Source organism: Curvibacter lanceolatus ATCC 14669, assembly GCF_000381265.1.
Classification (GTDB): domain Bacteria; phylum Pseudomonadota; class Gammaproteobacteria; order Burkholderiales; family Burkholderiaceae_C; genus Curvibacter; species Curvibacter lanceolatus.
In genome coordinates this window covers 39,157-65,102 of the sequence record NZ_KB906280.1, presented here as the reverse complement: position 1 = coordinate 65,102, position 25,946 = coordinate 39,157, and the positions used below count along the sequence as shown (strand labels likewise).

General features: G+C 64.3%; 21 protein-coding genes and 1 pseudogene. 7 read left to right on the top strand and 15 right to left on the bottom strand.

Going from position 1 to position 25,946, the window contains the following annotated elements; genetic code table 11:
• Positions 1-45: 45 nt before the first annotated feature.
• The 3 genes from F624_RS0128215 to F624_RS0128205 all read right to left on the bottom strand — a co-directional run bounded on the left by F624_RS0128215 (position 46) and on the right by F624_RS0128205 (position 3,297).
• Entirely contained in the window at positions 46-1,659 is a 1,614-nt protein-coding gene (locus F624_RS0128215) for a bifunctional 3-(3-hydroxy-phenyl)propionate/3-hydroxycinnamic acid hydroxylase (protein ID WP_019577742.1), read from the bottom strand.
• A 136-nt stretch (positions 1,660-1,795) separates the two neighbouring features.
• On the bottom strand, positions 1,796-2,248 hold the full coding sequence (locus F624_RS0128210; protein ID WP_019577741.1) for a VOC family protein: 453 nt from the start codon (positions 2,246-2,248) through the stop codon (positions 1,796-1,798).
• Complete coding sequence (locus tag F624_RS0128205) at positions 2,245-3,297, bottom strand: WD40/YVTN/BNR-like repeat-containing protein (RefSeq protein WP_031256547.1); 1,053 nt, start codon at positions 3,295-3,297, stop codon at positions 2,245-2,247. Before F624_RS0128205 ends, F624_RS0128210 begins: the two co-directional genes overlap by 4 nt.
• Before the next feature lie 321 nt (positions 3,298-3,618).
• On the opposite strand from F624_RS0128205, the pseudogene F624_RS0128200 reads away from it, so the two are divergent.
• A pseudogene (locus tag F624_RS0128200) lies at positions 3,619-4,515 on the top strand (IS1634 family transposase); the annotation flags it as partial.
• A 227-nt stretch (positions 4,516-4,742) separates the two neighbouring features.
• The gene (locus tag F624_RS0128195; RefSeq protein WP_157443667.1) at positions 4,743-5,168 is read left to right on the top strand and encodes a hypothetical protein; all 426 of its coding nucleotides are present in this window, start codon (positions 4,743-4,745) and stop codon (positions 5,166-5,168) included.
• Positions 5,169-5,528: 360 nt separating this feature from the next.
• On the opposite strand, the gene F624_RS0128185 is transcribed toward F624_RS0128195, so the two are convergent.
• The 5 genes from F624_RS0128185 to F624_RS0128165 form a co-directional block, all read right to left on the bottom strand.
• Complete coding sequence (locus tag F624_RS0128185) at positions 5,529-6,170, bottom strand: peroxiredoxin (RefSeq protein WP_019577736.1); 642 nt, start codon at positions 6,168-6,170, stop codon at positions 5,529-5,531.
• A gap of 219 nt (positions 6,171-6,389) precedes the next feature.
• Entirely contained in the window at positions 6,390-7,457 is a 1,068-nt protein-coding gene (locus F624_RS0128180; RefSeq protein ID WP_019577735.1) for a bifunctional nicotinamide-nucleotide adenylyltransferase/Nudix hydroxylase, read from the bottom strand.
• A 25-nt stretch (positions 7,458-7,482) separates the two neighbouring features.
• Complete coding sequence (locus F624_RS0128175) at positions 7,483-9,183, bottom strand: NAD+ synthase (protein ID WP_019577734.1); 1,701 nt, start codon at positions 9,181-9,183, stop codon at positions 7,483-7,485.
• Positions 9,177-10,373 (bottom strand): nicotinate phosphoribosyltransferase, encoded by a 1,197-nt coding sequence (pncB, locus tag F624_RS0128170; RefSeq protein ID WP_019577733.1) that lies wholly within the window; start codon positions 10,371-10,373, stop codon positions 9,177-9,179. The genes F624_RS0128175 and pncB overlap by 7 nt, the downstream gene beginning before the upstream one ends.
• A 63-nt stretch (positions 10,374-10,436) precedes the next feature.
• The gene (locus F624_RS0128165; RefSeq protein WP_019577732.1) at positions 10,437-11,300 is read right to left on the bottom strand and encodes a cysteine hydrolase family protein; all 864 of its coding nucleotides are present in this window, start codon (positions 11,298-11,300) and stop codon (positions 10,437-10,439) included.
• 161 nt (positions 11,301-11,461) lie between these two features.
• Here F624_RS0128165 and F624_RS0128160 point away from each other — a divergent pair, with 161 nt between their 5' ends.
• Both F624_RS0128160 and F624_RS0128155 read left to right on the top strand, forming a co-directional pair.
• The gene (locus F624_RS0128160; protein WP_019577731.1) at positions 11,462-12,157 is read left to right on the top strand and encodes an NUDIX hydrolase; all 696 of its coding nucleotides are present in this window, start codon (positions 11,462-11,464) and stop codon (positions 12,155-12,157) included.
• Between the two features lie 93 nt (positions 12,158-12,250).
• Entirely contained in the window at positions 12,251-12,802 is a 552-nt protein-coding gene (locus F624_RS0128155; protein WP_043426924.1) for a hypothetical protein, read from the top strand.
• A gap of 111 nt (positions 12,803-12,913) precedes the next feature.
• Here F624_RS0128155 and F624_RS0128150 read toward each other — a convergent pair whose 3' ends face one another.
• Entirely contained in the window at positions 12,914-14,278 is a 1,365-nt protein-coding gene (locus tag F624_RS0128150) for a sensor histidine kinase (protein WP_031256540.1), read from the bottom strand.
• Entirely contained in the window at positions 14,275-14,928 is a 654-nt protein-coding gene (locus F624_RS0128145; protein WP_019577728.1) for a response regulator, read from the bottom strand. Before F624_RS0128145 ends, F624_RS0128150 begins: the two co-directional genes overlap by 4 nt.
• Before the next feature lie 141 nt (positions 14,929-15,069).
• Here F624_RS0128145 and F624_RS0128140 point away from each other — a divergent pair, with 141 nt between their 5' ends.
• Positions 15,070-16,314, top strand: a complete 1,245-nt coding sequence (locus tag F624_RS0128140; protein ID WP_084679744.1) for a serine hydrolase domain-containing protein — start codon at positions 15,070-15,072, stop codon at positions 16,312-16,314.
• A gap of 27 nt (positions 16,315-16,341) precedes the next feature.
• A complete protein-coding gene (locus F624_RS0128135) occupies positions 16,342-17,514 on the top strand; it encodes a serine hydrolase domain-containing protein (RefSeq protein WP_019577726.1) in 1,173 nt (390 codons plus the stop codon).
• Positions 17,515-17,562: 48 nt separating this feature from the next.
• On the opposite strand, the gene F624_RS0128130 is transcribed toward F624_RS0128135, so the two are convergent.
• From F624_RS0128130 to F624_RS0128110, 5 genes are all read right to left on the bottom strand, one after another.
• Positions 17,563-18,543, bottom strand: a complete 981-nt coding sequence (locus tag F624_RS0128130; protein WP_051107552.1) for a LysR family transcriptional regulator — start codon at positions 18,541-18,543, stop codon at positions 17,563-17,565.
• 49 nt (positions 18,544-18,592) lie between these two features.
• Positions 18,593-19,399, bottom strand: a complete 807-nt coding sequence (locus F624_RS0128125; protein WP_019577724.1) for an oxidoreductase — start codon at positions 19,397-19,399, stop codon at positions 18,593-18,595.
• A gap of 38 nt (positions 19,400-19,437) precedes the next feature.
• The gene (locus F624_RS0128120; protein ID WP_019577723.1) at positions 19,438-22,506 is read right to left on the bottom strand and encodes an efflux RND transporter permease subunit; all 3,069 of its coding nucleotides are present in this window, start codon (positions 22,504-22,506) and stop codon (positions 19,438-19,440) included.
• Entirely contained in the window at positions 22,503-23,618 is a 1,116-nt protein-coding gene (locus F624_RS0128115; protein ID WP_031256534.1) for an efflux RND transporter periplasmic adaptor subunit, read from the bottom strand. The genes F624_RS0128120 and F624_RS0128115 overlap by 4 nt, the downstream gene beginning before the upstream one ends.
• 82 nt (positions 23,619-23,700) lie before the next feature.
• Positions 23,701-24,318 carry a TetR/AcrR family transcriptional regulator gene (locus F624_RS0128110; protein WP_031256533.1) on the bottom strand — a complete coding sequence of 206 codons (618 nt, stop codon included), beginning with the start codon at positions 24,316-24,318 and terminating at the stop codon, positions 23,701-23,703.
• An 88-nt stretch (positions 24,319-24,406) separates the two neighbouring features.
• Between F624_RS0128110 and F624_RS0128105 the strand changes: the two genes are divergently transcribed.
• The gene (locus F624_RS0128105; RefSeq protein ID WP_019577720.1) at positions 24,407-25,876 is read left to right on the top strand and encodes an efflux transporter outer membrane subunit; all 1,470 of its coding nucleotides are present in this window, start codon (positions 24,407-24,409) and stop codon (positions 25,874-25,876) included.
• Positions 25,877-25,946: the final 70 nt, after the last annotated feature.

Sequence of the window (25,946 nt, the reverse complement as noted above, 5' to 3'; positions counted from 1 at the left end):
TGCCGGGGCCCCCACGGCCACCGGCCCGCCCGGGGGGCGCGGGGCTCAATGCCCCTGCAACTGCCGCGCCAGCTTGCCCAAGGTCTCGGCAGCCCTGTCGGCGCTGCTGATGGCCGCCACGAACCGATCGGGGCGCACGATGGCGATGTGGGCTCGCGCACGGGCAAACCAGCCCTCCAGTTTGTTGTCGGCGTCTTCCACGCTGATCACGCCAGGCGTCACCAGGGGTTGATGACGCCCGCTGCCACTGCGTGAGCGGTTGACTTGAATGAAGCGGGCGCCCATGCCTTCCCAATGGCGAATCTCCTCATCGCTCAAGCCCGCCTTGGGGTTGGTTCGGAAGCCCACGATGGCGTAGAAGTCGCCCAGCACATCGTCAAAGCGCGTGCGTTTGCCATGGCCATCCTCGACAAAAGGCTGGATGAACAACTGCCCGACCACATCGTCGTCGCGCACATCCGGCCACTCCCGGTGAATCAAGCCTTTCACCAGGGTGGCCTTGGGCTTGAACTTGAACTCCAGCAGGTGGGAGCGCAGGTTTTCAACGGTGTCGACCGCCTGAAACACCCAATCCCGGACCCCCGCCAGCAAGGGGCTGGTCATGCCCAGGATCGCCCCCATGTTGTCTGCCAGTGCAATCAGGTCGGTCGCGTGTCCCCGGCGCTCCACGTCGTAGCTGGCCAGGATCGCAGCGCTGGCATGGCCTTTGACAATGGCGGCCACCTTCCAGCAGACATTCACCACGTCGCGCAGGCCAGAGTTCAAGCCCTGCCCGGCCCAAGGCGGTGTGATGTGGGCCGCGTCCCCGATCAAGGCCACCCGCCCCTGCACGAAGCGCTCGGCCACCCGTGAGTTGTGGGTGTAGGCCCGGATGCGGATGATCTCAAGCTGGTCCACCGCATCGCCGATGTGTGAGCGGATCAGGCCTCGGATGTTGGCCTCTTCGCACATCTGTTCTTCGTCCTCGTGCTCCATCAGCATGAACTCCCAACGGCGTTGGCGATAGGGCAGGTAGATGCAGACAAAGGGCCGCTGCGGATCGGCATGCAGCGCCGTGTAGGGGGCATCCAGGGTGTCGTTGGCGGCATCGACCACCACCCATTTGCGGGGATGCGTCAAGCCCACCAGCTCGATGCCCAGTTGCTTGCGAACGCCCGAGCGACCGCCATCGGCGCCGATCACATACTGCGCCTCCAGTTTGTAGACCTCGCCCTCGGGGTTCTTCACGACCAGGGTGACGCCGGATTCGTCCTGGCTCAACTCCAGCATTTCATGGCCCAGACGCAACTCGACGGTGGAGCGCTTGCGCAGCTCTTCGCGCAAGGTGGCCTCCAGCAGTTGTTGCATGAAGATGTTGCGCATGGGCCAGCCGTACTCAGCGGTGGTGGGCTTGACCTCCGCGAAGCAGACGCCTCGCGCATTGAAGTAGCGCAGCGGCACATCAGAGATCATGTCCTGCACTGCGGGCTCGGCCACGCCCACACCTTGCAGCACCCGCAGAGCCTCGTCATCCATGCCCACGGCCCGCGGGTAAGGCAGGATCTCCCGGGCCACTTCAAGAACCACGCACTCGATGCCATAGAGGCCCATGTAATGGGCGGCGGCAATGCCGTTCGGGCCGCCGCCCACGATGACGACCTGGGTTTTTTGCTTGTTCATGTTCAATCCTGAATGGACATGACGCCGGCCACCAGGCCGGTCGCATGTCAGTGAAGAAGGCGATATCGATGGAAGGGGGGATGTCCGTCACTGCGCTTGAAGGCAGTCAAAGAGCATCAAAGACGTTCAAAGGGTTTCAAAGGCGATCCAGCGTGATGTTCCGGCTCGGCGCATGCGCGTCGGCAAAGCGCCGCTTGGCTCGCTCGTCGTCGTGATCGGTTTCGAGGAAGAACTCGATCCGATTGCCATCGGGGTCGTTGAAGTACAGACCCGTTCCGATCTCATGGTCGGTCACCTTCACGATCTCGACGCCTCGGTCCAACAGCATCCCGTACAGCCGCCGCAGGGTGTCCATGTCGCCGGCGATCTCCAGCCCATAGTGCTGCAGGCCCAGGCCGCCACGCTGAGCCCCCGGCTCGGCCCTTATCAGGGCGATGTCATGGTGCTTGGGTCCGAAGGACATCATGATCCAGTGCTCGGCGCGAGCGCTTTCGGTCATGCCGATGATGTCCGCGTACCAACGCGCTGACAGCTCCGGGTCCTTCACCAGCAAGGCCAGATGCGTGCGTACCACGGTGGGATAGCTCATGCCACGGCCTCCTCATGGGGCACCACCGAGCGGTGCGCCACCTGGATCGAGGCCACCACGGGTGACCAGGCCACCTCGGTGATCTCGCTGAATTCACGCCACTGCTTCTGCCAGCTGTTGCCACCGTCCACCGAGGTGAACAAATGACCATACTTGGTGCCTGCCAAGACCTTGCGGGGATCTGTCGGGTCCATCGCAATGGACCAGAAGCAGGAATTGGGTTGCTGCGGCAGAGGCAAGACCTGCCAGCTTTCTCCGGCGTCCGAGGAGCGAAGAATCAGGCTGGTGGTCCCGGGAGTGCCATCGGACAGACTCAGGTACAGGGTGCTTTCAGAACCCGGTGGTGCACTCAGGGCGCGGGCGTAATAGAGCCCATGGGTGTCATTGGGCAGAAAGCCTGTCCAGGTCTGGCCCTCATCCAAGCTGCGGTAGACCGCGTTGACACAGGCCACCACAACCACCTTTTTTCCGTGGTTGGCCAGGACCTGAATGTTGTGAATGTCCGAGCGGAAGGGCCACAGCAGCCGCCCATCCACCCGCTGCCAGGCCGCGCCGCCATCGCGGCTATGGAACAGGCCACCCTCCTCCAGGCCGAACCACAGCTGGTTCGGGTCGACGGGGTCAAACGCCAATGCCAGCAGACGAGGCCGGTTGACCCCGGCGCAGAACTCGGGGATGTCGACAGCAGCACGCTCCCAGTTGAGGCCTGCATCCAGCGTGCGCCACAAGGCAGCGCGCGATGGCGCCCCGGTGCCCACAAAAATCCGCGATGAATTGCGGGGATCCACCAGCACCTTCCAGACCATCTGCCCCGAGAAGGGCGTCTGGCATGTCTCCCAGGTGTTGCCCACATCCTGACTGACACACAGCCCGATGTCCGTGCCGGCATAGACACGCCGAGGCTCGGCAGGATCAAGGCAGACCGAGCGCACCACGGCATCGAACTCCAGCGGCTGCCCCAGACCCAGCCGGTGCCACGTCACGCCCCGGTCATTGCTGCGCATCACAGCCTGGCCAGCTGTGCCAACCAACCACGTTCCTTCACTCATGAATCACATCCTTCCGACATAGAGGGACCAGCCAACTGCGGTGCGCAGCGGCCAGGCAAGCGGCCTGCGGCCGCGAGAAACTCCACCGGTGCTCGCTGAGTTGCCCCCCAGCGTCGTCACCGCCTGCCAACAAGGCTGACTTCATCCAATTGATAGTAGAACCATCAAAAAACAAAAATATCGCCTTATTTATTGTCAGTTTATGTCATAGATATAAATATGCAATTGATAAGGCACGATATTTCAGATCTGCGACCCACTTTCCCGCTTCGCTGATTTATCGCAAATCTGCGAACATGAAATTGAGATAACGACGCCGGTGCCGACCGGGGTTGGCTCTCGCCGGACAACATCGAGGCGCTGGCCAAGCTGCACGTGGCCGGTGCGCGGCCATTGGAATTCATCCTGGCCGTGCCGGGACGCCGCTATGGCGAGTTTGTCGATTTGCTGGAGGCCATGAGCGCACAAGCCATCCAGGCCAGCGAGGAGATCGAGCAGGAGGCCCAGTGGCAAGGCCACCGTCTGGTGGTGGCGCACAACCCCTTGCGTGCGGCTGAGCAGACCCAGGTGCGCTTGGCGCGCATCCATGCCTTGCAGCAACGTGCGGATCAGTTGGCAGGCAAGCTCGACGCTCAGGACAAGGGCAAAGTCCGGCGTGGTCGCAAACTCTCCGACTCAGGAGCCAAGGCACGTTTCTTCCACGAAGTCAGCAATGCCCACCTGGCGGGCATCATCAAAGTGGATTTGCAATCCGATCTGTTCAGCGACACGATCGATGAGACCGCCCTGGCCAGGGCCCAGCTCATGGATGGCAAGCTCATGCTGGTGACCAACGTCCCCGACATGACCCCCACCGAGATCGTTAGGCGCTACAAGTCACTGGCCGACATCGAACGCGGCTTCAAGGTGCTCAAGTCCGAGATTGAGATCGCTCCGGTATTCCATCGCCTGCCCGAGCGCATCAAGGCCCACGCCAGCATCTGCTTCATGGCGCTCATCCTCTACCGCGTCATGCGTCAGCGTCTGAAGCTCGCCAGCAGCGATCTGTCGCCAGAGGCCGCCTTGGCCGAGCTGCGCCGCATCCAGCGCCACACCGTCAGCATCGATCACGCCACGCCCATCCACGGCGTGCCCACCCTGCAACCCCGCCAGGCTCAAGTCCTGGCTGCTCTCAAGACCAACAAGCCAACCATCGACGCTCAATTGACCCTGTTGTAGTGGCAATCTGAAAGGCCTGCCAACTCCAAAGAGCTGCTCAAGCTCGGTTCACTGCCGCGTAGGCAGCTTAGAAATCGACCCCTGGGGTGGGAGGGTGCTCCCGTTCCGTTCACCCACAATGAAGTGCTGTTCAGTACAGCGCAATGGCAAAAGGAGCATTCCGTCAACTGCATTGAATCAGATTCAACGGCAACTCTTCCTGTAAATTACGCAGTCAGGTCAATCTCGTGCAACAACGGCTTAGCTCCATCCGCCTGCAACACCTGAACGACCCTATGCCCCACCAGCCCCGCCTCAAACCCCACCATTCCCTGCTGCCCCTTCTCTGCGCAGCCGCCCTCTCCCCAGCCACACCAGCCACCGCTGCCAAGCTACACCCCGGGGCCCCCTTTCTCCCCACGCGGCAGCACTTGCTCGCCCAGGGCTGGCAGCCACTGGATGTGCACCTCCACGCCAACGATGAGTTCATGGGCACCGAGAAGGCGCTGCGGCAGCAGGCGATTGCCGAAGTGGAGTCTTGCGCCATGGACCGGGCCATCTGCATCTTCAACTACCGCAAGGGGCGCCAATGCCTGAGGCTGTTCACCGAGGGTGAGCAGGTGGACAAGATGAAGATTTACCGGTGGACGTGGGATTGCGCCCAAGCGCAGTGAGTGGCAATGAGCGGCATGGGGCTCGCGTTGTGGCGTGAAGCGGTGCGGGCTGGGGCCCATTGATCACAGACGCCGCTTCAGGTCGGCCCCAACACCTTTGACCGATCGACCCCAGGGGCGAACTGGGCGCGGTTGCTCTGCCTTTCGCATATCAATACCAGAAGACGCTGACGCGGTGGCCCTGGACTTGAGCGCCCCGGGTTGCGCCAGACCGCTGCCTGTTTTGTGGGCCCCGGCATGATCCTGAAGGTGCTCAACGACGCAATGATGTCCAGGACACCGAGGCCCGTGCCATGCCTGATCTGAACCTGTTCCCGCCCGAGTCGATCATCCATGCCACTGTTTGAAGCCGGCCTTCCATCAGCGGTTCGGCTGTGGCGTCAGGCGAAGATAAGGCCGCACGGCCTTGAAGCCCTTGGGAAAGCGCTGGGCAATCTCGGCCGGGTCTTGCAGGCTGGGGATGATCACCACATCGTCGCCATCGCGCCAGTTGGCGGGTGTGGCCACCTTGTGGCTGTCGGTCAGCTGCAGCGAATCGATCACGCGCAGGATCTCGTCAAAGTTGCGCCCCGTGCTGGCCGGGTAGGTGAAGGTGGTGCGGATCACCTTCTTGGGGTCGATGATGAACACGCTGCGCACCGTGGCATTGGCCAGCGAGTTCGGGTGGATCATGTCGTACAGCGTGGCCACCGTGCGGTCGGCATCGGCCAGGATGGGGAAGTTGACCGTGGTGTTCTGGGTGTCGTTGATGTCGGCCACCCATTGGGCATGCTTGTCCAGCGGGTCCACACTCACTGCGATGGGCTTGACCCCGCGCTTGGCAAACTCGCCCGACAGGGCCGCCGTCTTGCCCAGCTCGGTGGTGCACACCGGCGTGAAGTCGGCCGGGTGCGAGAACAACACCACCCACGAGTCGCCAGCCCAGCTGTGAAACTGGATCGGCCCCGCGGTGGAGTCCTGGGTGAAATCGGGGGCGGTATCGCCAAGGCGCAAGGTGCTCATGTTGCAGGCTCCGTGAGGGGATGACAAGAAGGAAGAAAAGGTGGATCCCATTGTGGGAACACCCGCGCAGGCGGGAAACGAAGAAAAGTGTGCTTGCTTATGTGGGGGGTGGCAGGTGGCATTCGACAAAGGCAATCCGGTCCCACAGCGCGGGGCGCAAAAGCCTGTATGGCTCAGACTGGAACGAACAGTCTGAGGGGTTCGAGCCGAGCACAGCCCTCAGCCGGCTGGCACAGGCGTCAAACCCAGGAAGTGATCCAGTATGTGGAAGTGGTCGTCGTGGAAGCGGTCTTCCAGATCGGGCAATTGCGCCATGCTCAGCCAAGTCGCGGCCTGTGCATCGTCGTCGGCTTGCACTTCAGGCAGGGCGCGCTCCCCCAGGTCGAAGAAGAAGGCGTGGGTGATGGTGCGACCGCGTTGGCTGCGGTCGGGGTGGTCAAACACCGCACGGGCTTTCAGCGCGTGCTGCATGGTGGAATCCAGCAGCCTCAGTCGCGTCTCTTCACGCAGCTCGCGCAGGGCTGACTGGTACGTGGTTTCGCGCTGTTCGATGAACCCGCCCGGCAGAGCCCACAGGCCCGCACCCGGTGCCTGCGCCCGCTGGATGAGCAGCACATGATTGGCGCATTTGACGACCGCATCCACCGTGACGAAAACAGGCGGGTATGGTGCGGTGGCCCAGGCCGCCTTGTAGCGCTGCAGCATCTCCCACTCCTTCGCCAGCTCTGCGAAATGGGGCAGGGCGGCCCAGGCCTGCAAGAAAGCCAGCGTGGTGTCGGGCACGGTCTCGACCAGTGCAGCCAACGTGGCTTCAACCCGCTTGCCGGCGTGGCTGAAGTAGGCGTCTCGGATGTGCGTGCCGTCAACGGCATGCTGGCGAGGCGCTGCCATCAGGGCCCAGCCATCGAAGTGGTTCAGATAGTCGCTTGTAGCGTCCTTGGCATGGCCCACCAAGGCAATGCGGGCGCGATGGCCTGGGCACAGCCCCTCAGCCAGGCCATGGACGCCCGCCTGGACGTCGCGCACCCACCTGGCTTCATCGTAGTGATCGCGCACCGGCAGGAAGCTGACGCGTTCTTGATCGGCTGCACCGAGCGTCAGCCGGATGACGTCGGCACGTTCACGCCAGGTGAAGGGGTTTTTGGGCGTGCGCGCCTGAAAGGCCGAACCGATCACCACCGCCACATGCCGCGCCTGCGCCAGCGCCAGCTGGAGCAATGCCTGGTGGCCCCGGTGAAAGGGCTGAAATCGGCCGATGAGAACGGCCAGGTCTTGGGCTTGAGTCATAGGGCACCTCCCGGGGCTCTTCGTTTCACAGGTGTTGAGCGGCAATGGGCATCTGCCGACCCGAGCCGAAGGCCTTGGCCCGCACACGGATGATGGGCGGGGCCTGGCGCCGCTTGTATTCGCTGCGGGCCACCATCCGGCGTATGCGTTCAATCAACATGGCGCCGTCGCGGGTATGCCGAAGACCTTCGACCAAGGTACGGGCTTGTTCGTACTCATGGGGCGCCAGGCGCTCGCCCTCCACCACGTACTTCAGGATGGGGTCGAGCACGGGGTAAGGCGGCAGGCTGTCGGAGTCTTTTTGGCCCGGCGCGAGTTCGGCCGAGGGCTCTTTGTCGATGATGGCCTGCGGGATGAGCCCGTGCCCGTTCACCTCGTTCATGTGGCGTGCCAGCGCAAACACTTCTGTCTTGTACAGGTCGCCGATGAGACCCAGGCCGCCATTGGTGTCGCCGTACAGCGTGCAGTAGCCCACCGAGATTTCGGATTTGTTGCCCGTGGTGAGCAGCAGGTGGCCAAAGCTGTTCGAGTGGGCCATCAACACGGTTCCGCGGATGCGGGCCTGCAGGTTCTCCAGGGCCAGGCCCGCCAGCTCCTGGCCGTAGGTGGCCTCGAATTGCCGGCTGTGGGCCCGCACCGTATCGACAATGGGGTGGGTGAACAATTCGATCCCCAGGTTGCGGCACAGCGTGACCGAGTCATCGACCGAGCCGGCCGAAGAATACTGCGACGGCATGGTGACTGCAGCGACGTTGGAAGCGCCCAGCGCGTCTACGGCGAGCGCCAGCGTGAGCGCGCTGTCGATGCCCCCCGACGAGCCCACCACCGCTTGCTTGAAGCCGCAGCGGCGGGCGTAGTCGCGCAGGCCCAGCACGATCTGCGCGCGATAGAAGGCCATGGTGCTCAGGCCCTCGCGCGAGACCCGGGGCGGAAGCTCGCCTTGCAGGGTCAGAAAGCGGCCCTGTTCAAAACGCAAGGTGGTGATGTCTTCCTCGAAGCGCCGGGCCTCGAAGACCACACCGGCTTGGGGTTCGACCGCGAACGAGGCACCATCGAACACGATCTGGTCCTGGCCACCCACCTGGTTGACGTAGAGCAGCGGCAGGCCGTGGCGTTTGCAGGCCTTGGCGAACACCTGTTGCCGCAGTTCGCGCTTGCCGATGTCGGATGGGCTGGCGTTGATCGACACCACCAGGTCAGGCGCGGCGTCGCTCATGCGTTGGAAAGGGTTGACCTCGTAGTCCTGACCGTGGTCGTTCCAGCCATCCTCACATACCATGAAGCCGACGCGCGCCTGGCCCACGCGCAGCACGGGGGCCACATCAGGGCCGGGCTCGAAGTGGCGGCGCTCGTCGAGGATGTTGTAGGTCGGTAGCAACTGCTTGCTGTAGCTCAACACGACTTCGCCGGCCTGGATCGCCAGCAAGGCGTTGCTCAGCCGCTTGCCGGCGCCGTTTCGCGGCATGGGGGACCCGATCACATACACCAGTTGCCGGATCTGACGCGAGGCCTGCTTGATCGCCTCCAACCCCCGGGCAACACGTTCGAGAAAGGCCGGATCATCGAGCAGATCGCCGGGGTAGTAACCCGTGAGCGACAACTCGGGGAACACGATCATGTCGGAGCCATCCGTCCAGGCCCGTTGGGCGGCCTGGGTCATGCGGGTCACGTTGCCGTCGATATCACCCACCGTCGGGTTGAGTTGAGCCAGTGTGATCTTCAGCATGGACAGCCTTTCACATTGAAAACCTGGCGCAGGTAGGCCAGAAAGGTTTCGTTCCGACACAGTGTCTTGCCCGGGGAGTCGGACAGTTTGGCCACCGACTGGCCATTGGCTTGCGTGAGTTTCATCACGATGTTGAGCGGCTGGAGGCCGACATCGTTGCTGAGGTTCGTGCCGATGCCAAAGCCCAGCTGAATGCGGTCAGCGAAGTGGCGATAGATGTGCAAAGCCGTGGGCACGTCGAGCCCATCCGAAAAGACCAGGCGCTTGGGGCGGGGATCGATGCGCAGCTTGGCATAGTGAGCCAACGCCCGTTCGCCCCACTCGATGGGGTCACCGGAGTCGTGACGAAGGCCGTCGAAGAGTTTGGCGAAATAGAGATCGAAATCCGCCAGGAAGGCGTCCATGCCGACGACGTCGGTCAGGGCCACGCCCAGGTCTCCACGGTATTCCTGCACCCAATCCTCCAGGGCAGCCCGTTGAAAATCACGCAAACGCACCCCCAGGGCTTGATAGGTCTGCAGGTACTCGTGCGCCATGGTGCCGATGGCAACCAGACCCAGGTCCTTGGCCAGGAGGACGTTCGATGTGCCCTTGAAGTACTCCGGCACGCTTTGCTTCAACTGGCTGACCACCTCGCGCTGCCAGACCCCACTGAAGCGCCGGCGCACGCCGAAGTCAAAAAACTCGAAAGGATTGGCGCGCGTGGGCTCCGAGCCGAATTGCTTGAGCAGTCTGATCTTGTCGGCCAGCCGGCGGCGTCCTTCAGCCTGGGCTGAAGGGGCATCGAAACGACGAAAGTACAGCTCATTCACAATGGCCAGCACGTAGATCTCGAAACCCATGACATGGACTTGTGGCCCCCGGGCCACGATTTCGAGTGTGGGGCCCCGGGTCTTGACCTCGATGAAATCGCGCTGAAAGCGGAAGATCCGCATGAAGTCCACGAAGTCGGACTTCATGTACCGAAGGCTGCCCAAGTAGGCCAGCTCATCGGCCTTGAAGCTGAGGCTGCAAAGGTGGTCCAGTTCAGCGTTGACCTCGTCCGCAAGCTCCGCCAGCGCAAAGGCACTCTCATTGCGGCACACAAAGGCGTATTCGGCCTGGGTTTGCGGGTGCCTGTGCAGCATGGCCTGCCACATGGTGAACTTGTAAAGATCGGTCTCCAGGAGACTGCTGATGACGGCGCTCATGAGGGGCTTTCTATTGAGAGTGCGGATTCCACGGTCGCCCAGGGTTGGGCCCGTGCGCGGCGGTCAGGCATTGGCCAGCAAGCGAGGCAAGACCTCCTCGCTGGTGGCCAGATGCACGCCTTGGGCAGCCATGGCGGCGAAAAATCCCGCTGCTTGCTGTTCAAAGCCGCCCACAGGGCTCATGCAGTCGGTGAGCAGGACCACCTTGCTCAACTGCCGGCTGGGCAGCTTGTCCACAATGTGTTCGGTGCTGGCCTTGACGCAGTGGCTGCTGGCTTCGCCGGCAATCAGGAGCACATCGGCCTGATCCAGTTGCCAGATCAGCTTCTGATTCAGCAAGGTTTCCGGATCGCCCGGGTCGGGCACTTCGGCCTGCAGGGCGCTGTAGTGCTCGGTCCACGGATTGGCACCTTTGTAGACCTGCCTGACGATGCTGAGCTGCTCTTCCTCCCACTGGTTGCAGGCGGCCTGCACACCCGCATGGATGTTGTGCCCCCAGGTGCCGATCTCACAATGAATCGGCCAGACCATCAACGTATACCGGCCCTGTGCTTGCAGTTCATCCAGGTAGCGGATGACACGGGGCAGCGCTGCCGCCATGCGGGGTCGGTAAACGCCATCTCGAACTTGGCGGGCCGTGATCGTGGTGAAGGGCGCGACGGGTGACCCATCCGCCTGCACCCAGAACGGGGGGTGCGCCACATCGACCCTGTGGTGAGAGTCCAGCGTCACGATGATGTCCGAGATACCGCTTTTCCCGGCATGGATCAACGCGGCCAGTCGTTGCATGTCGGCATGCGCGCCAGCAACAGGCAACGCCGGCCCGACCCGACACTCCGTCATTGGGGCTGAGAACTGCCAGCTCTCCGGCAGATCACAGAAGTCGTTTTGCGGATCGATGATCAGCAGCTGAATCCGTTGTTTCATGTGAGCCTCCACTCGTGTTGTTGAGTGCACTCTACATTACTTAGTTTTATTGTGCAACTAACTATAAAAACGAGTTGATCAGATATCTCTGCATGAAGGGATTCGACTTGGTAAGCTACTTCGTTGCTAGAGTGAACAAAGACAAGCGAGCGTGCAAGCCTATGGCCAAGAATGCAATTGATTTCGACTTCCCCCCCATCATCTGCACCGTTGATGTGGTGCTGCTGACGCTCAAGGATGAAGCGCTGCATGTGGCTCTTTTCGAGCGCCGCAACGCCCCCTGTGCAGGAAAGCTGGCACTGCCGGGTGGCTACATCCACCCACAGGAAGACAAGACGGCCTGGGACGCAGCGGCCCGGGTGTTGAAGGAAAAGACGGCGATCGTCAGCCCCTATCTGGAGCAATTGGCCACGTATTCCGGCGCAGACCGGGACCCGAGAGGATGGTCGGTGTCGATCGTCTACTACGCGCTGGTGCCCGCCGAAGTACTGGATGTGGCCCCCAACGGGATGGTCTTGGCGCCAGTCAGTCGATTGCCCAAGCTGCCGTTTGACCACAAGAGCATCATCGAGTTGGCGGTTGCCCGCGTTCGCTCCAAGAGCCAATACTCCTCACTGCCGGTCTACCTCTGCGAAGACCAGGTGACCCTGCCGCGCCTGCAGGCTGTCTACGAGGCGGTCTTGGGCGAGGCCATCAACAAGGTGAGCTTCAGGCGCAAGATGGACGAACTGGGGATTCTGGAACCCATCGAAGGCGCCATGGAGACGGGCGCGGCGCATCGTCCCGCCAGGGTCTACCGGCTGCGAAAGGAGTACCGGCGGGCTTTGTCGCTCGTGGTGCGTGGCATCAACTCCTGACAGACCACGCACCAGGCGCATGAGACCTCCAGGTTGATGACGCGACGGCGCCGCAACCCGCTGGCCAAACGCGTGTTTGCTAGCATGCTCGCCATGCGTGCCCCCTCCCGATCCATGCCCCCTGTCCACACCAGGCCCAAGACCTGGCGGGCAAAGGCGGGCATTGGCGGCGTTGCAGCGATCTTCTTGTCTGCCATGGGCTATTTGGCGGTGGCACATCCCTTGGCCACGGTACTGGGCATGCTGTTGCTCACGCTGTGCGTGAAGAATGCAACTGAGCGTGAAAAGCACAAAAGGTGGGCCCTGGCCCGGTCTCGCACAGGCGAATCGATCTGCCAATTTGCCCGCTCCTTCAACGCCCGCGCCACGGACACCTGGGTCATCCGCGCGGTGTACGAAGAGACGCAGGCTGTGCTGGCCCATGACGGAGCCCGGGTTCCACTGCGGGCATCAGACCGGCTCGTCGACATCGGCATCGACGCCGAGGAACTTGACATGCACCTGGCCCCACGCATCGCCGACAGGGCGGGCCGATCACTCGACAAAACAGAGTCCAACCCGTTCTTTGGCAAGGTCAAGACCTTGAGCGATCTGGTGATGTTCTTCGATGCCCAGCCGGCGCGAGCCGCCGACGTTTGCCGGTGAAACTCGGCTGGATCTTGCAGCACCGCAGTGCAGGCACAAGCGTCGACAACCCAGGTCCAGCCTTTGGCACTTAGGCTGAGCCACCAACGCCACACACCATCCCACCCCAAGTCAGCCGACGCCCCACTCGACGGTCACACGCAGCCCGCGCCCCCCAACACCCTCTGCCAGCCACACCCGGGCCCCGAGCAGCCGAGCGGCCTCGTGCACGATGGCCAGGCCCAGACCCGAGCCCGGGCCAGCCCCCTGCCCTCGGAAGAAGCGCTCGAAGGCCCGCTCGCGCTCCTCGGCGGGCATGCCGGGGCCGTTGTCCTGCACCTCGATTCGATATTGCCCCGCCTGCTGTGTGAGATGCAGTTCCACCAGCGAACCCGGCGGACAGTGGTTGAGGGCATTGCGCAGCAGGTTGTCGAGGATGGAGTGCAGGGGCGGCACCACCACCGTGGCCTGGCATTGGTCGGGCGACTCCAGGGCCATCTCGATGTTACGGGCGTCGGCCAGTGGCGTGAGGTCGATCAGGTGCTGGCGGCACAGCGCCACCAGGTCGATGGTCTGGGTGGGGCGGGCGATGTCAGGGGACTCCAGCCCCGCCAGGGTCAGCAGTTGCTCCACCAGATGCGATGTGCGCTGCACACCCCGCGCAATGCCCTGCCGGGCCAGCTCCGCCGCAGCGGCATCGGGCGCAGTGGCCAGGGCATGGGCCTGGGCGGCGAGCACGGCCAGCGGGGTGCGCAGTTCATGCGCGGTGTCGTGCGTCAGGCGGCGCTCATGCTCCAGGTGCCGGCGCGCACGCGCCAGCAGGCCATCGATGGCACCGACGATGGGCTGAAGCTCGGCATAGCGCAGGTCGAGGTGCAGGGGCGTCAGCGTGGCCGCATCGCGCTGCGCCAGGGCTGACACCAGCCGGCGCAGCGGTGCCAGCCCGGAGCGCACAGCCCACCACAGCGGCAGCAGCAGCAAGGGGATGGCCACCAGGACAGAGGACAACATGCCACCACCCAGCCAACGCAGCAAGAGGCTGTCTTGCACCACAGGCTCCAGCAGCATGACGCGCCAGCGAGCGGTTTCGTGCAGGCAGGGCCAGTAGGCGTGCCCTGGCACCTGCAAGACCTGCTGCCGCGCCTGCTCCACTGTCAACGCAGGCTGGCCATTCAATGGCGCGGAAGCATAGACCTGCCGCCCCTCGAGGGTTTGGAGCTCGAACGCCAGGTCTTCGATGTCGGGCAATCCGGCAGCACGCCGCGATCGATTGAACTGGAGTTCAGAGGCCCGCACGATGGCGGCGGCAACGGGCTCGTCCGCGTCGGCCAGTGCCTCGCCCAGGGCCTCGGCCGCAGACCGCTGGGCCACGCGGTCAGAAATACTGGACCGGAACGCCAGGTAGTCCATCCCCACCAGCACGGCGGCCACCAGCACCACCGCGACCAGCAGCACCCCCAACAGGCGCCCTTGCAATGACGACGGCGGCCTCCTCATGGCCGGAGCTGGTAGCCCACGCCGCGCACGGTGCGGATGCGCTCGGCGCCGATCTTGCGGCGCAGGTTCGACAGGTGCACCTCGACGGTGGCCGCGTCCACCGGCTCGCCCAGGGGTTCCAGCAACTGCCCCAGCAGTTGCTTGGGCACCACCGTGCTGCTGTCTTTGGCCAGGGCCAGCAGCAGTTGGAATTCACGTGTAGACAAGGGCAGCAACTCGCCCTTCAGCCAGGCTTGGTGCGAGCGCGGCGACACTGCCAGTTCGCCCAGCTCCCACACCTCGCTGGCCTGCTGGCGATGGCGACGGTGCACGGCCCGCACGCGCGACAACAGCTCGGGAATCTCGAAGGGCTTGACGAGGTAGTCGTCGGCCCCTTCGTCCAGGCCCTCGAGTCGGTCCGTCAGCGCGGACCGCGCGGTGATGACGATCACCGGGGTGGTGATGCGCTTCATGCGCCAGTGGCGCAGCAGATCCAGCCCTTCCTGACCGGCCAGGGCGCGGTCCAGCAAGACCAGGTCGACCTCGGGCCCCATGGCGGCGCGGGCGTCGGCGGCGCGCCGCACCCATTGCGCGCTCACGCCCTCGGCCCGCAAGGCCGCCAGCAGGGCCGGGCCCAGATCAAGATCGTCTTCGACCAGGAGGATGTGCATGGCCGGGATTCTAGGGGGCCAACCTTGGGGAAACCCAAAGCGAGCGGGTCGCGCCTGCGGCGAGCCCTCCAAGCCGGAATTTGGCTTCTCTTTGGCTTGGTCTGCGCACACTGGCGGCCATCGCAACTTCAAGGCCTTCGCATGTCGACTCACGCCACTTGTTCACCTTTGCGCCGCCGTTCGGTGCTGCAACTTCTGCTGTCCGGCAGCCTGGGCCTTGGGCTGGAGCTTGGTCTGACGGGATGCGGCGGGGGCGCCGACAGTTCGGATCAGAGCCGACTTGCCGCCCTGCTCAAGGCCCAGGCGGACGCCGGGGTCGCTTCAGGCCTGGTCGGCATGGTGCTTGGCCAGGTGAGCAGCAAGGCCGGCAGCGTGGCCGTGGCCGTGTCAGGCAAGCGGCGTCAAGGCCAGAATGCCTCGGTGGAATCGCAAGACCGCTTTGCCATCGGCTCGAACACCAAGGCCATGACCAGTGCGGCCATCGCCGCTTTGGCCGAGCGCGGCGGCCCGGCCCTGTCCATGACCCTGCCGCAGGCCTTTCCGACCTGGGCTGGGGAGATCCACCCGGCCTACGCGCAGGTGACCCTGGCCGATCTGCTGCACCACCGCGGTGGCGTGCCGGCCTTCAACGGCAGCGGCCAGGAAGAGAACGCTTTCCTGGCGGCGGTCGGCGCCGACACCCGCCCCCTGCCCGACACCCCGGTGGGCCGTCGCAGCTATTTCGCACGCTGGCTGCTGGCCCAGGCGCCTGCAGACGGTGTCGTGCCGGGGCGCGACTTCCACTACTCCAACGCAGGTTACGTGCTGGCAGCCGCCATCGTGGAAGCGCGCACGGGCAGGGCCTTCGAGGCCGTGTTCGACGAGGTGCTGGTGCAGCCCCTGGCCCTGCAAGGGGTTTGGCGATCCTGGGTGCCCAAGCCCTCCGACCTGCTGTGGGGGCATGAGGGCCCGGCCGGGGCGCTGGCCGTGGTCGAGGCCACCCCGGACAGCCTGGCCACCCAGGACTGGCTGGACATCATCGCCCCCGCCGGCAACTGGGCCTGCACGGGTGAGGCCTACGCGCAGTGGCTGCGCTGGCATGTGCAGGCGCTGCAGGGGGAGCGCACGCCGCTGCCACAGGTCTATGTGCGCGACTTGCTCGCAGCCTCTGATGGCCGCTATGTCTGGGGCTGGCAGGCCGTGGCCACACCGAAGCGGCTGCTGCTGACCCACACTGGCCACGTGACCGGCTTCATGGCCGAGGTGGCACTCGACCGGGCTGGCGAATTTGCGCTGTTCGGCCTGAGCAACACCGGCTACTTCGCCAAAGATGGCAGCAGTTGGGTGCTGGCCCGCATCGATCAGACCCTCGGCGAGGTGCTGAAGCAGCAATCGATTGCGCTGTGAGCGCCTGGCGTCCAGTAGGATTTGCGCATGTCTCGAACCCTGACTTCTGCCCTGCGCGGCTTCGGCCGCTCCAGCTGGATGGCCGCGCTGTTGCTGGTGGTGTCTTGTGCCTCACCGCCCAAAGCCGGCCTTGCTCCGGGCTCCACGGCCGCGTCTGCCGCCCCCAGCGAGCCGTTGCCGCAGTTGGCCCGGCAACACCATGTGTGCGCCGCAGCGGTGGCGGTGATCCGGCAGCGCGAACTTCAATCTGTCACGACGGCATCGGGCTGCGATCCTGCGCTGCAGGTGCCGCCTGACAGCGTGTTCCAGGCCGCATCACTGAGCAAACCGGTGTTCGCCTATGCGGTGCTGAAGCTCGTGCAACAGGGGCGGCTGGCGCTGGACGCGCCCGTGCTGCAGTACCCGCCCCAAGGCTATCGGCATGCCTTCAATCCACTGCACCCTGAGTTGGCCACCCAAAGCGATGTCGTGACCGACCCGCGCCTGGGTGCCGTGACCGTGCGCATGCTGTTGCAGCACACGGCAGGGCTGCCCAACTGGGCCTCGGGCCCGCTGCGCTTTGAAGGCACGCCGGGCGAGCGCTGGTCCTATTCCGGAGAGGGCTATGTGCTGCTGCAGCGGGCGGTTGAAAGCGTGATGCAGCGCCCGCTGGACGAAGTGATGCAAGCGCTGGTCTTCACCCCGCTGGGCATGGGCCTCAGCAGCTACCGCTGGACACCCCGGATCGGCGACCACTTGCTGCCAGGCACCAAAGCCAATGGGGCACCGCGCAAGCAGGTACTCATGAACCAGCCCGTGGCAGCCTACAGCCTCTACACCACCGGGGATGACTATGCCCGCTTTGTGATCGCCTGGCTGCGCGATCCGGCCCTGCAGGCGATGACCGCCGAATCGCCCGTGAACGTCGACGCGCGCTTGAACCTGGCTTGGGGCTTGGGCTGGGGGCTGGAAACCTCGGCAGACGGCGCCGGCACCCGGTTCTGGCAGTGGGGCAACAACCCCGGCTACCGCGCGTTTGTGCTCGCCGTACCGGCCTCGGGCGATGCCCTGGTTCTGCTGACCAACAGCGACGCCGGGCTGAAACTGGTCGAGCCGCTGGTGCGGAGCCACTTGCCAGGAGAGTACAAGGTCTTGCGCTCGCCGTTCTTGTCAGCAGGCGTGTTGGATACGCTCTGCGAGGTCTTGCGGGTGTGCCTTTGACGGACTGCAGCATGCCCCCGCAACAGCTGATGGCCCTGGATCAAGGCTCTATTGGGCAGCCCCCTCCGCCACCATGGGCTGCCGCACCATGGCCGCCCCCATTGCGGCCCCCATCGCCGCCCCATTTGCAGCCCGTTGCACGTGCTGGATGAAGAACTCGAGAAACGCACGGGTGCGTTGCGGCACAAAGTGGCGACTGGGCAAGGTGGCCACCAGCCTGAGCCGGTCCACGCTGACCCACGGGGCCATCACACGCCGCAGCTGACCGCCATGGGGGCGCCCGTTCAAGGCGAGCTCGGGCAACAGCGCCAGGCCTGCGCCAGACAAGGCGGCCTGATAGGCTGTCTCATCGTCATTGGAGATGACAGACCAGGCGCAGGAGAGCTCGACGGTTCGATCGCGCTCTGCGGGGTTCACCAGCCCCACCGCTTGCAGTCGTGAGCCTGGGGGGCGCAGGCGCACCATGCGATGCGTGGCGAGTTCTTCCGGCGTCTTCGGTACACCATGCTGCTGCAGGTAGCCTACCGATGCGCACAAGACATAGTTCATGTCCAGCACGGGGCGCACCACCACGTCGGCATTGAAGTGCTCATCGTGTTTCAGGATGGACAGGTCGTGTTGTTTCAGCGCCTGCCCCGGGTGGTCCGTGGTGTGAATTTCCACCTGCACTGCAGCGTGCAGTTTCTGAAAATCCGTCACGCAGGGCGCCAGCAGGTTGACCGCGACCAGGGAGGTGCTTGATACACGCAAGTTGCCTTTGATGCCGCTGGAATGGGCTCGCGCCTGGTCGGCCGCATCTTCGAGTTCGCAGAGGATGGGGCGAAGCCGCTGCAGATAACCTTCGCCCGCGCTGGTGAGGGCCATGCCCCGGGTTGTGCGATTCAGCAGTCGAGCGCCCAGGGTGTCTTCGAGGTACTTGATCTGACGGGTCACCATGGCGGGAGACAGGTCCATCTTGCGCGCAGCGGCGGCAAAGCTGCCTTCGTCGATCACGCATTGGAAGACGCGTATCGAGTGGAGGTAGTCCATGGGGTTTCCTATTCTCGCCTTGCGGCCCGGTCCAGCGGCACAAGCGCCATCAAGCCAATCCGAACGTCTTCCGGATGCCCTTCTCCACGGGGCCGGCCGGCATGAAACGGCGCAGCTTGGCCAGGAGCGATGCTTCGCCTTTGGGCGTGTGGCGCATCTTCCAGGGGCCCAGTGCGGCATTGACGATCGAGTGGGCCACCCCGTCAGGCGAGGGCCCATTTTTCACCTTGTTCTCAATCGCCTTGGAGGCCATACCAAGCTCATGGCTGTAGGCGGCCAGTTTGGCCGCTGCCCGCGGGGCGTTCAGATCCAGGTGGGTCTTGGTGAAGGAGGGTTCGACCAACGAGACCCGAACGCCGAATTGGCGAACCTCGTGATCCAGCGTTTCGGCCAGGCCTTCAACGGCATGCTTGGAGGCGGCGTAAAGCGCCATGTACGGGGCAGGAAGAAAGCCCAGCACCGAGCTGACATTGACGATGCGGCCGGCCTGCTGCCGACGCATGTGCGGCAGCACGGCCTGGATGACCCGCAGCAGGCCGAAGAGGTTGGTATCAAAAAGGGCCTGCGCCTCCTCAACAGAGGTTTCTTCTGCAGCGCCCAGCAAGGTGACGCCTGCGCTGTTGACCAGCACATCGATGCGCTGGGCCTGCGCGATGATGGACTGGACACCGCGCTCGACCGACGCACCGTCGCGGACATCCATCGCCACCAGGGTCACATGGGGGATGGCTTGGGCTTTGGCGGTATCGCGCACGGTGCCAAAGACCCAGCAGCCCTGCTCGGCAAACCGGATGGCAACGGCGCGCCCGATGCCCGACGACACGCCGGTCACAACAACGACTTTGGAGTTCGACATGGCTATTCCTTGATGGGGGGTGTGAATCAACAGTGGGATCAGCCTGGCTGGGCGGTCGGCCGGATCCTGAACCAGATGGCGTACATGGCAGGCAGGAACACCAGCGTCATGACCGTGCCGGCCATGGTGCCGCCGATGAGGGTGTAGGCCAAGGTTCCCCAAAACACCGAATGGGTGAGCGGGATGAAGGCAAAGATCGCCGCCAGTGCGGTCAGGATCACAGGGCGAGCCCGTTGCACCGTGGCTTCCACCACCGAGCGGAACGGGTCCAGGCCAGCCGCTTCGTTCTCACGGATCTGCCCGATCAGGATCAGCGTGTTGCGCATCAGGATCCCGGACAGGGCAATCAGGCCAACCAGTGCGTTGATGCCAAAGGGTTGATGGAACAACAGCAAGGTGGGCACCACCCCGATCAAGCCCAGGGGGCTGGTCAGGAAGACCATGACCATGCCCGAGATCGAGCGCACCTGCAGGATGATGATCAGCAGGGTGGCCGCCAGCATGATGGGGAAGATCGGCAGCATGGCGACTGTCGCCTTGCCCGACTCCTCGATGGTGCCGGCCTCCACGAGGCGGTAGCCACTGGGCAGTTTGTCCATGATGGGCTTCAGCTGCTGGGTCATGGCCGCTGAAACATCGGGCGGCTGCAAGCCTTCGGCGATGTCGCCCCGCACGGTGAGGGTCGGGGTGCGGTCACGCCGGCGCAGGATGGGGTCTTCCATGCGCACTTCGACCTTGCCCACCTGCGACAGCGGGATGCGCTGCCCGGTCGCGCCGACCAGGGTGAAGCCAGCGATCTTTGCGGGGTTGAGACGGATGTCGCCCGCAGCACGGCCGACCACCTGCACCGCGCGGATGTCCTCGCGCACCTCTGTCAGCGGCGCCCCGCTCAGGAGAAACTGCAACTGCAGCGCCACCGAGCTCGAACTCAGCCCGACAGCATGGAGCCGGTCCTGGTCGAGGGTGAAATGCAGGGTGGGTACACGGGGACCCCAGTCGGTGTTGACGGTGCGCATCATCGGGCTGGCCTGCAGCGCGGCCTCGACCTGGGCAGAGATCTCGCGCAGCTTGTCGGGGTCGGGCCCCATCACACGGTAGGCCACAGGGAAGGGAGAAGGCGGCCCGAACACGATCTGGGTGACGCGCACGCGCGCCTCGGGGGCCAAACCGTCGGCAATGGCCTGGCGCAGCCTGAACTTGAGGGCCTCGCGCTCCTTGTCGTTGCCGGTGAGCACCACGATCTTGGCGAAGGACGGATCCGGCAGTTCAGGCGCCATGGCCAGGAAGAAGCGCGGCGCGCCCTGACCGATGTAAGCGGTGACGATGACGGCCTCTTCCTGCTTGGCCAGCCAGGCTTCGACCTTGGCGGTGGCGGCGCTGGTCTGTTGGATCGAGGTGCCATAGGGCATCTGCACCTCCACCAGCACTTCTGGCCGGTCCGAGGTCGGGAAGAACTGCTTCTTGACCACGGCCATGCCCAGCACGGACATGACGAACAGCGTCACCACCGTGGCCGCCACCAGCCACTTGCGCGCGATGACCCGGCCCAGCACCTGGCGAAAGCGGTTGTAGCGCGGCGTGTTGTAGATGGCCTCATGCCCGCCCTCGATTTGAGGCAACTCAGGCAGGAGCTTGACACCCAGGTAGGGCGTGAACGCCACGGCGACAAGCCAGGAGACCATCAGCGCGATGCCAACGATCCAGAACATGTTGCTGGTGTACTCGCCAGCGGTGGATCGGGCGAATCCATTGGGCATGAAGCCGATGGCTGTGACCAGCGTGCCGGACAGCATGGGCGCGGCCGTGTGGCTCCAGGCATAGGCCGACGCAGCGATGCGGCTGTACCCTTCTTCCATCTTCACCACCATCATCTCGATGGCGATGATGGCGTCGTCCACCAGCAGGCCCAGCGCCAGGATCAGCGAGCCCAGCGTGATGCGGTCGAAGTTCTTGCCCGTGGCCGCCATGACCACGAACACCGCAGCCAGCGTCAGCGGGACGGCCGCCGCCACCACGATGCCGACGTGCCAGCCCATGCTGACGAAACAGACCACCATCACGACGAGCAAGGCCACAAAGAACTTGACCATGAACTCGTCGACCGCCGAGCTGATGTTGACGGCCTGATCGGTCACCTTGGTCAGCGTCATGCCCAGCGGCAGTTCTGCGTTGATGCTGCTGACCTTGGCCTCCAGGGCCTTGCCCAGGTCCAGCCCGTTCCATTCGTCACGCATCACCACGCCGAGCAGCAAAGCGGGCTCGCCGCCGTTGCGGATCATGAAGGTGGCGGGGTCTTCATACCCGCGCTCAACGCTTGCCACATCCGACAACTTGAGCGTGCGCCCCTGCGCCCCGATCGGGGTCTGCCGGATCTTCTCGAGGGTGTCGAAGGCACCATCGACGCGCACAAAGACCTGAGGCCCCTTGGTTTCGATGGATCCGGCCGGGGTCAGCAGGTTCTGGCTGTTGAGCGCCGCAAAAATATCCTGCGGGGTGACGCCCAGTGTGGCCAGGCGGTCATGGGAGAAGGACACGAAGATGCGCTCGGGCTGCTCACCGATGATGTTGACCTTCTTGACACCGGCCACGTGCAGCAATTGCTGGCGCAGCGCTTCCGCGTCGCGCACCAAGAGTCTTTGGGGTTCGCCCTTGGCCTTGAGGGCGTAGAGGGCAAAGGTGACGTCGGCGTACTCATCGTTGACCATGGGGCCGATGACACCCGCCGGCAGTTTCCGGGCTTCGTCTCCCACCTTCTTTCGGGCCTGGTAGAACTCCTCCTGGACCGCCGAAGGCGGGGTGCTGTCGAGCAGCGAGACCAGGGTGAAGGCCAGGCCGGGGCGGGTGTAGGTTTCGGTGCGGTCATACCAGCGCAATTCCTGCATGCGCTTTTCCAGCGGCTCGGCCACCTGATCCTGCATCTCTTGCGCCGTGGCACCCGGCCAGGCGGTGACGATGGTCATCTGCTTGATCGTGAACGGCGGATCCTCAGCGCGCCCGAGTTTGAAGAACGACACGATGCCCGCGACCGAGATCAAGAAGATCAGGAACAGCGTGATGGATCGCTCGCGCACCGCAAGCGCGGACAGATTGAATCGGCTTTCGCTCACGGACGTGCTCCTTGGCCGGCAGCGGTGGCGACAACGTCCAGCAATTTGACCTCTTGGTCTTCGCGCAGCAGGTGCGCACCGAGTGCCACGATCCGGTCCCCCGGTTTGATCTTGCCCGTGACTTGGGCACTGGAATCATCCAGACGCTCGACGGCCACCCGCTGCCAACTGACCCGGGCCGGCTCGCCGCGTATGACCCACACCCCAGGGCCCTGACCTGCGTCGTACAGCGACGCCAATGGCACGTTGAAGCTCCCGCCCGTGGCGGTGCCTCGGTCATTGACGCGAATCACCACCGTCGATCCCAGCGGGGCCTGGGCCAAATCGCCTTCGAGCACGTAACGGGCCTCAAAGGTGCGGGTCGAGCGATCGGCTGAGTTGGATAGCTGTCGCAGCCGGGCGGACACTTCAACGCCCTCCTTGCCGAACAGGCTCGCCTTTGCCGCCGATCCGATGGTGGGGCGCAGTGTCTCGGGCAACTGGATGAGCGCCTCACGTTGACCGGCGCGGGCCAGCCGCACCACCACCTGCCCAGCGGCCACGATCTGGCCTGGTTCAGCGAGCGTCTCCACGACGACACCGTCCCCGTCGGCCACCAGCTCGGCATAGTGGCTGGCGTTGAGGGCCACGCGCGCCTGCGCCTCGGCGGCACTGAGCTGGGCTTGCGCGGCGTCCGCCGCCGCTTTCACCTGGTCATAGGCCGATGCCGAGATGGCGCCGGTGCCACGCAGATCGCGGTACCGCGCTTCGTCGTCAGCGGCCTGGCGGGCACGCGCTCGGGCAGCCAGCACAGCCTCATCCTGGGCCTGCGCGGCCAGCTTCAGGTCAACCGAGTCGATGCGCATCAGCACCTGGCCGCGTTTGACAGACTGCCCCGCATCCACCAGGCGCTCCAGTACCTTGCCCGGCACCCGAAAGCCCAGGTCACTCTGCACCCGGGCCGCGACGGTGCCCGTGAAGGCCCGTGAGGCCAAGTTGGCCTCTTGCACAACGGCCACACGCACCACGGGCAGGCTGGTGCGAGGATCAGAAACCGCCTTTTCGCCGCAAGCGACCAGGGCCAACGGCAAGGCACAGATGAGAAACGGGGTAGCGAGGCGGAGCCGAAGCATGAAAGTCCCTTGAACAGGTTGATCGGGACCTTCATTTTTAATCTTGTGACCAATTTAGTCAATAGTCACAAACACAAAACCGTCAGGGAGACAGGCTGCGAAGCACCAGATTGGAGAGTTGGGCGGGCGCTTGTTCGGCGTAGTCGAGGCTGTGTTGCAGGATCAAAGGGTTGAGGTAAGGCCGCATCACCAAAAGGATCGCGGCGACCGATTCATCCATCGGCGTCTTTCGCTCGAAGTCGCCGCTGAGGCGCCCTTGCTGCAAAACCTCCAGCAACAAAGCCTGGATGTTGGCCTCGTAAACGAGGGTGGTCTGCCAGCGCTCGGTCGCGGCCGATGCCGCGATTTCGTAGAGCTTCCGATCCTGGAAGAACAGCCTCAGGCTGGCCTCGACAATGGCCTTGAACATGCGCCGCAGCTTCTCGGGCGGGTGCTCGGCCTGCGCTACCGCAGCCCTGACCTCGGACTCGATGTCGCCCAGGCAATTGGCGCAGATCATCTCGCCGATGGCCTGCTTGGACTCAAAGAACTTGTAGATATAGGCCTTGGAAAAGCCAATGGCCTTGGCCAGGTCCGAGACCGTGGTCTTTTCGTAGCCGTAGCGGCTGAAGTGCTCCGTGGCAGCAGTAACGATCTGGCTGCGCACCTCGTGGTCAACAGGGCCACGGGCGGTGGTGGAAGGGGAACTTGCGTGGGTCATGGGCACAGCTTACGTGAGTCTGGGGCACTGGACAACTAGTGACTATTTGGTATTATGGTCACAAACGAATCTCATCGGAAGAAACTATATGCTGCCCAAAAGTACCCTTGCCGCCATCGTCGTGGCCAGCCTGTCCGCCGGCTGCGCCGTGGGCCCGGACTACGTCCGGCCTGAGATCGCCCTGCCCGCGCAGTTCCAAGGCCAAGCCAGGACGGATCAGGCCCAAGAGGCCCAAACGCCAGCCCGTGCTGATCTCGTGACCTGGTGGTCTGCCTTCGGGGACCCCCAACTGACGCGGCTTGTGGCGCTGGCCTTGGAGCAGAACCTGGACCTGGCCCAGGCATCGGCTCGGGTCACCCAGGCACGTGCGGGACTTGGGGCGGCCGACGCGGCACTGCGGCCTTCCGGGGCGGTGTCCGCTCAGGCGGCCAGGGCCCATCAGTCTGTGCAGACACCGCTGGGTCAGGTTCTGAATTCCGTCCCAGGCTTCGACCGGGATGGCAGCGCCTACGAGGCCAACCTGGGCGGAAGCTGGGAGCTGGATCTGTTCGGCAGTCTGGGCCGGGGCCGGGAAGCCGCCGCCGCCGAGCTTCAGTCATCGCAAGCAGGCGCCCTCGCCACGCGACTGGCCGTGGCGGCGCAGACTGCCGACATCTACATCATGATTCGAGGCCTGCAGGCACGTTTGACCGTGGCGCGTCAGCAAGTCCGGACGCAGGAAGACCTGCTGGCGAAGGTTCGCTTGCTGAGCAGCAAAGGACTCGCACCTGAATTCCAAGCGCAACAAACAGAAGGGGCACTCGCACAAGCCAAAGCCGCCTTGCCCGTGCTGGAGTCTTCACTGGACACGGCGATGAACGCCGTGGATGTCATCCTCGGGACGCCGCCCGGTACCCATCGCTCAGAACTGGTGGCACCCGGCGAGATTCCAGCCACCCCCACAGGCATTGCGACAGGGTCGCCCAGCGATCTGCTGCGGCGTCGCCCCGACCTGATCGTGGCCGAGCGGCGCCTGGCGGCCGCCAACGCGCGCATTGGCGCGGCGGTCTCGGAGTACTACCCCAAGCTGTCCCTCAGCGGCCTGGTGGGCAGCGCAACCACCGTATCGAGCAGCAACCTTTTCTCAGGCGGGGCTGCACAGGCCACAGGGGTGTTGGGACTGCGTTGGCGTCTCTTCGACTTCGGGCGAATCAATGCGCAAATCGAGCAAGCCAAGGGTCAAGAGGCCGAGACGCTGGCCGCCTACCGGCTGGCAGCCCTGAAGGCCACCGAGGACGTCGAGAACTCGCTCTCGGCCTACACCCGGCGCCAAGAGCAGGTGACTGTATTGACGGCAGGCGTCGAGTCGCTGAGCCGGGCTCGGGCGTCATCGCTCTCGGCTTACCAAAAAGGCGTGGTCAGCATGATCGAGGTCTTGCGCGCTGACGAAATATTGCTGCAAGCCACCGACGCACGCGTGCAGGCGCAGCTTGAATTTGCACGCTCGGCCGTGGCGACTTTCAAAGCGCTGGGGGGCGGGTGGGAGTCGGCGCCCGTGCCAGTGCAGGCCAAGTCCTGACCCTGATGCCCTGCCAAGCCGAAGGGGCGTGGGTTTTACACGCTGGCAGGAACGTAGCGGCTGAACGAGG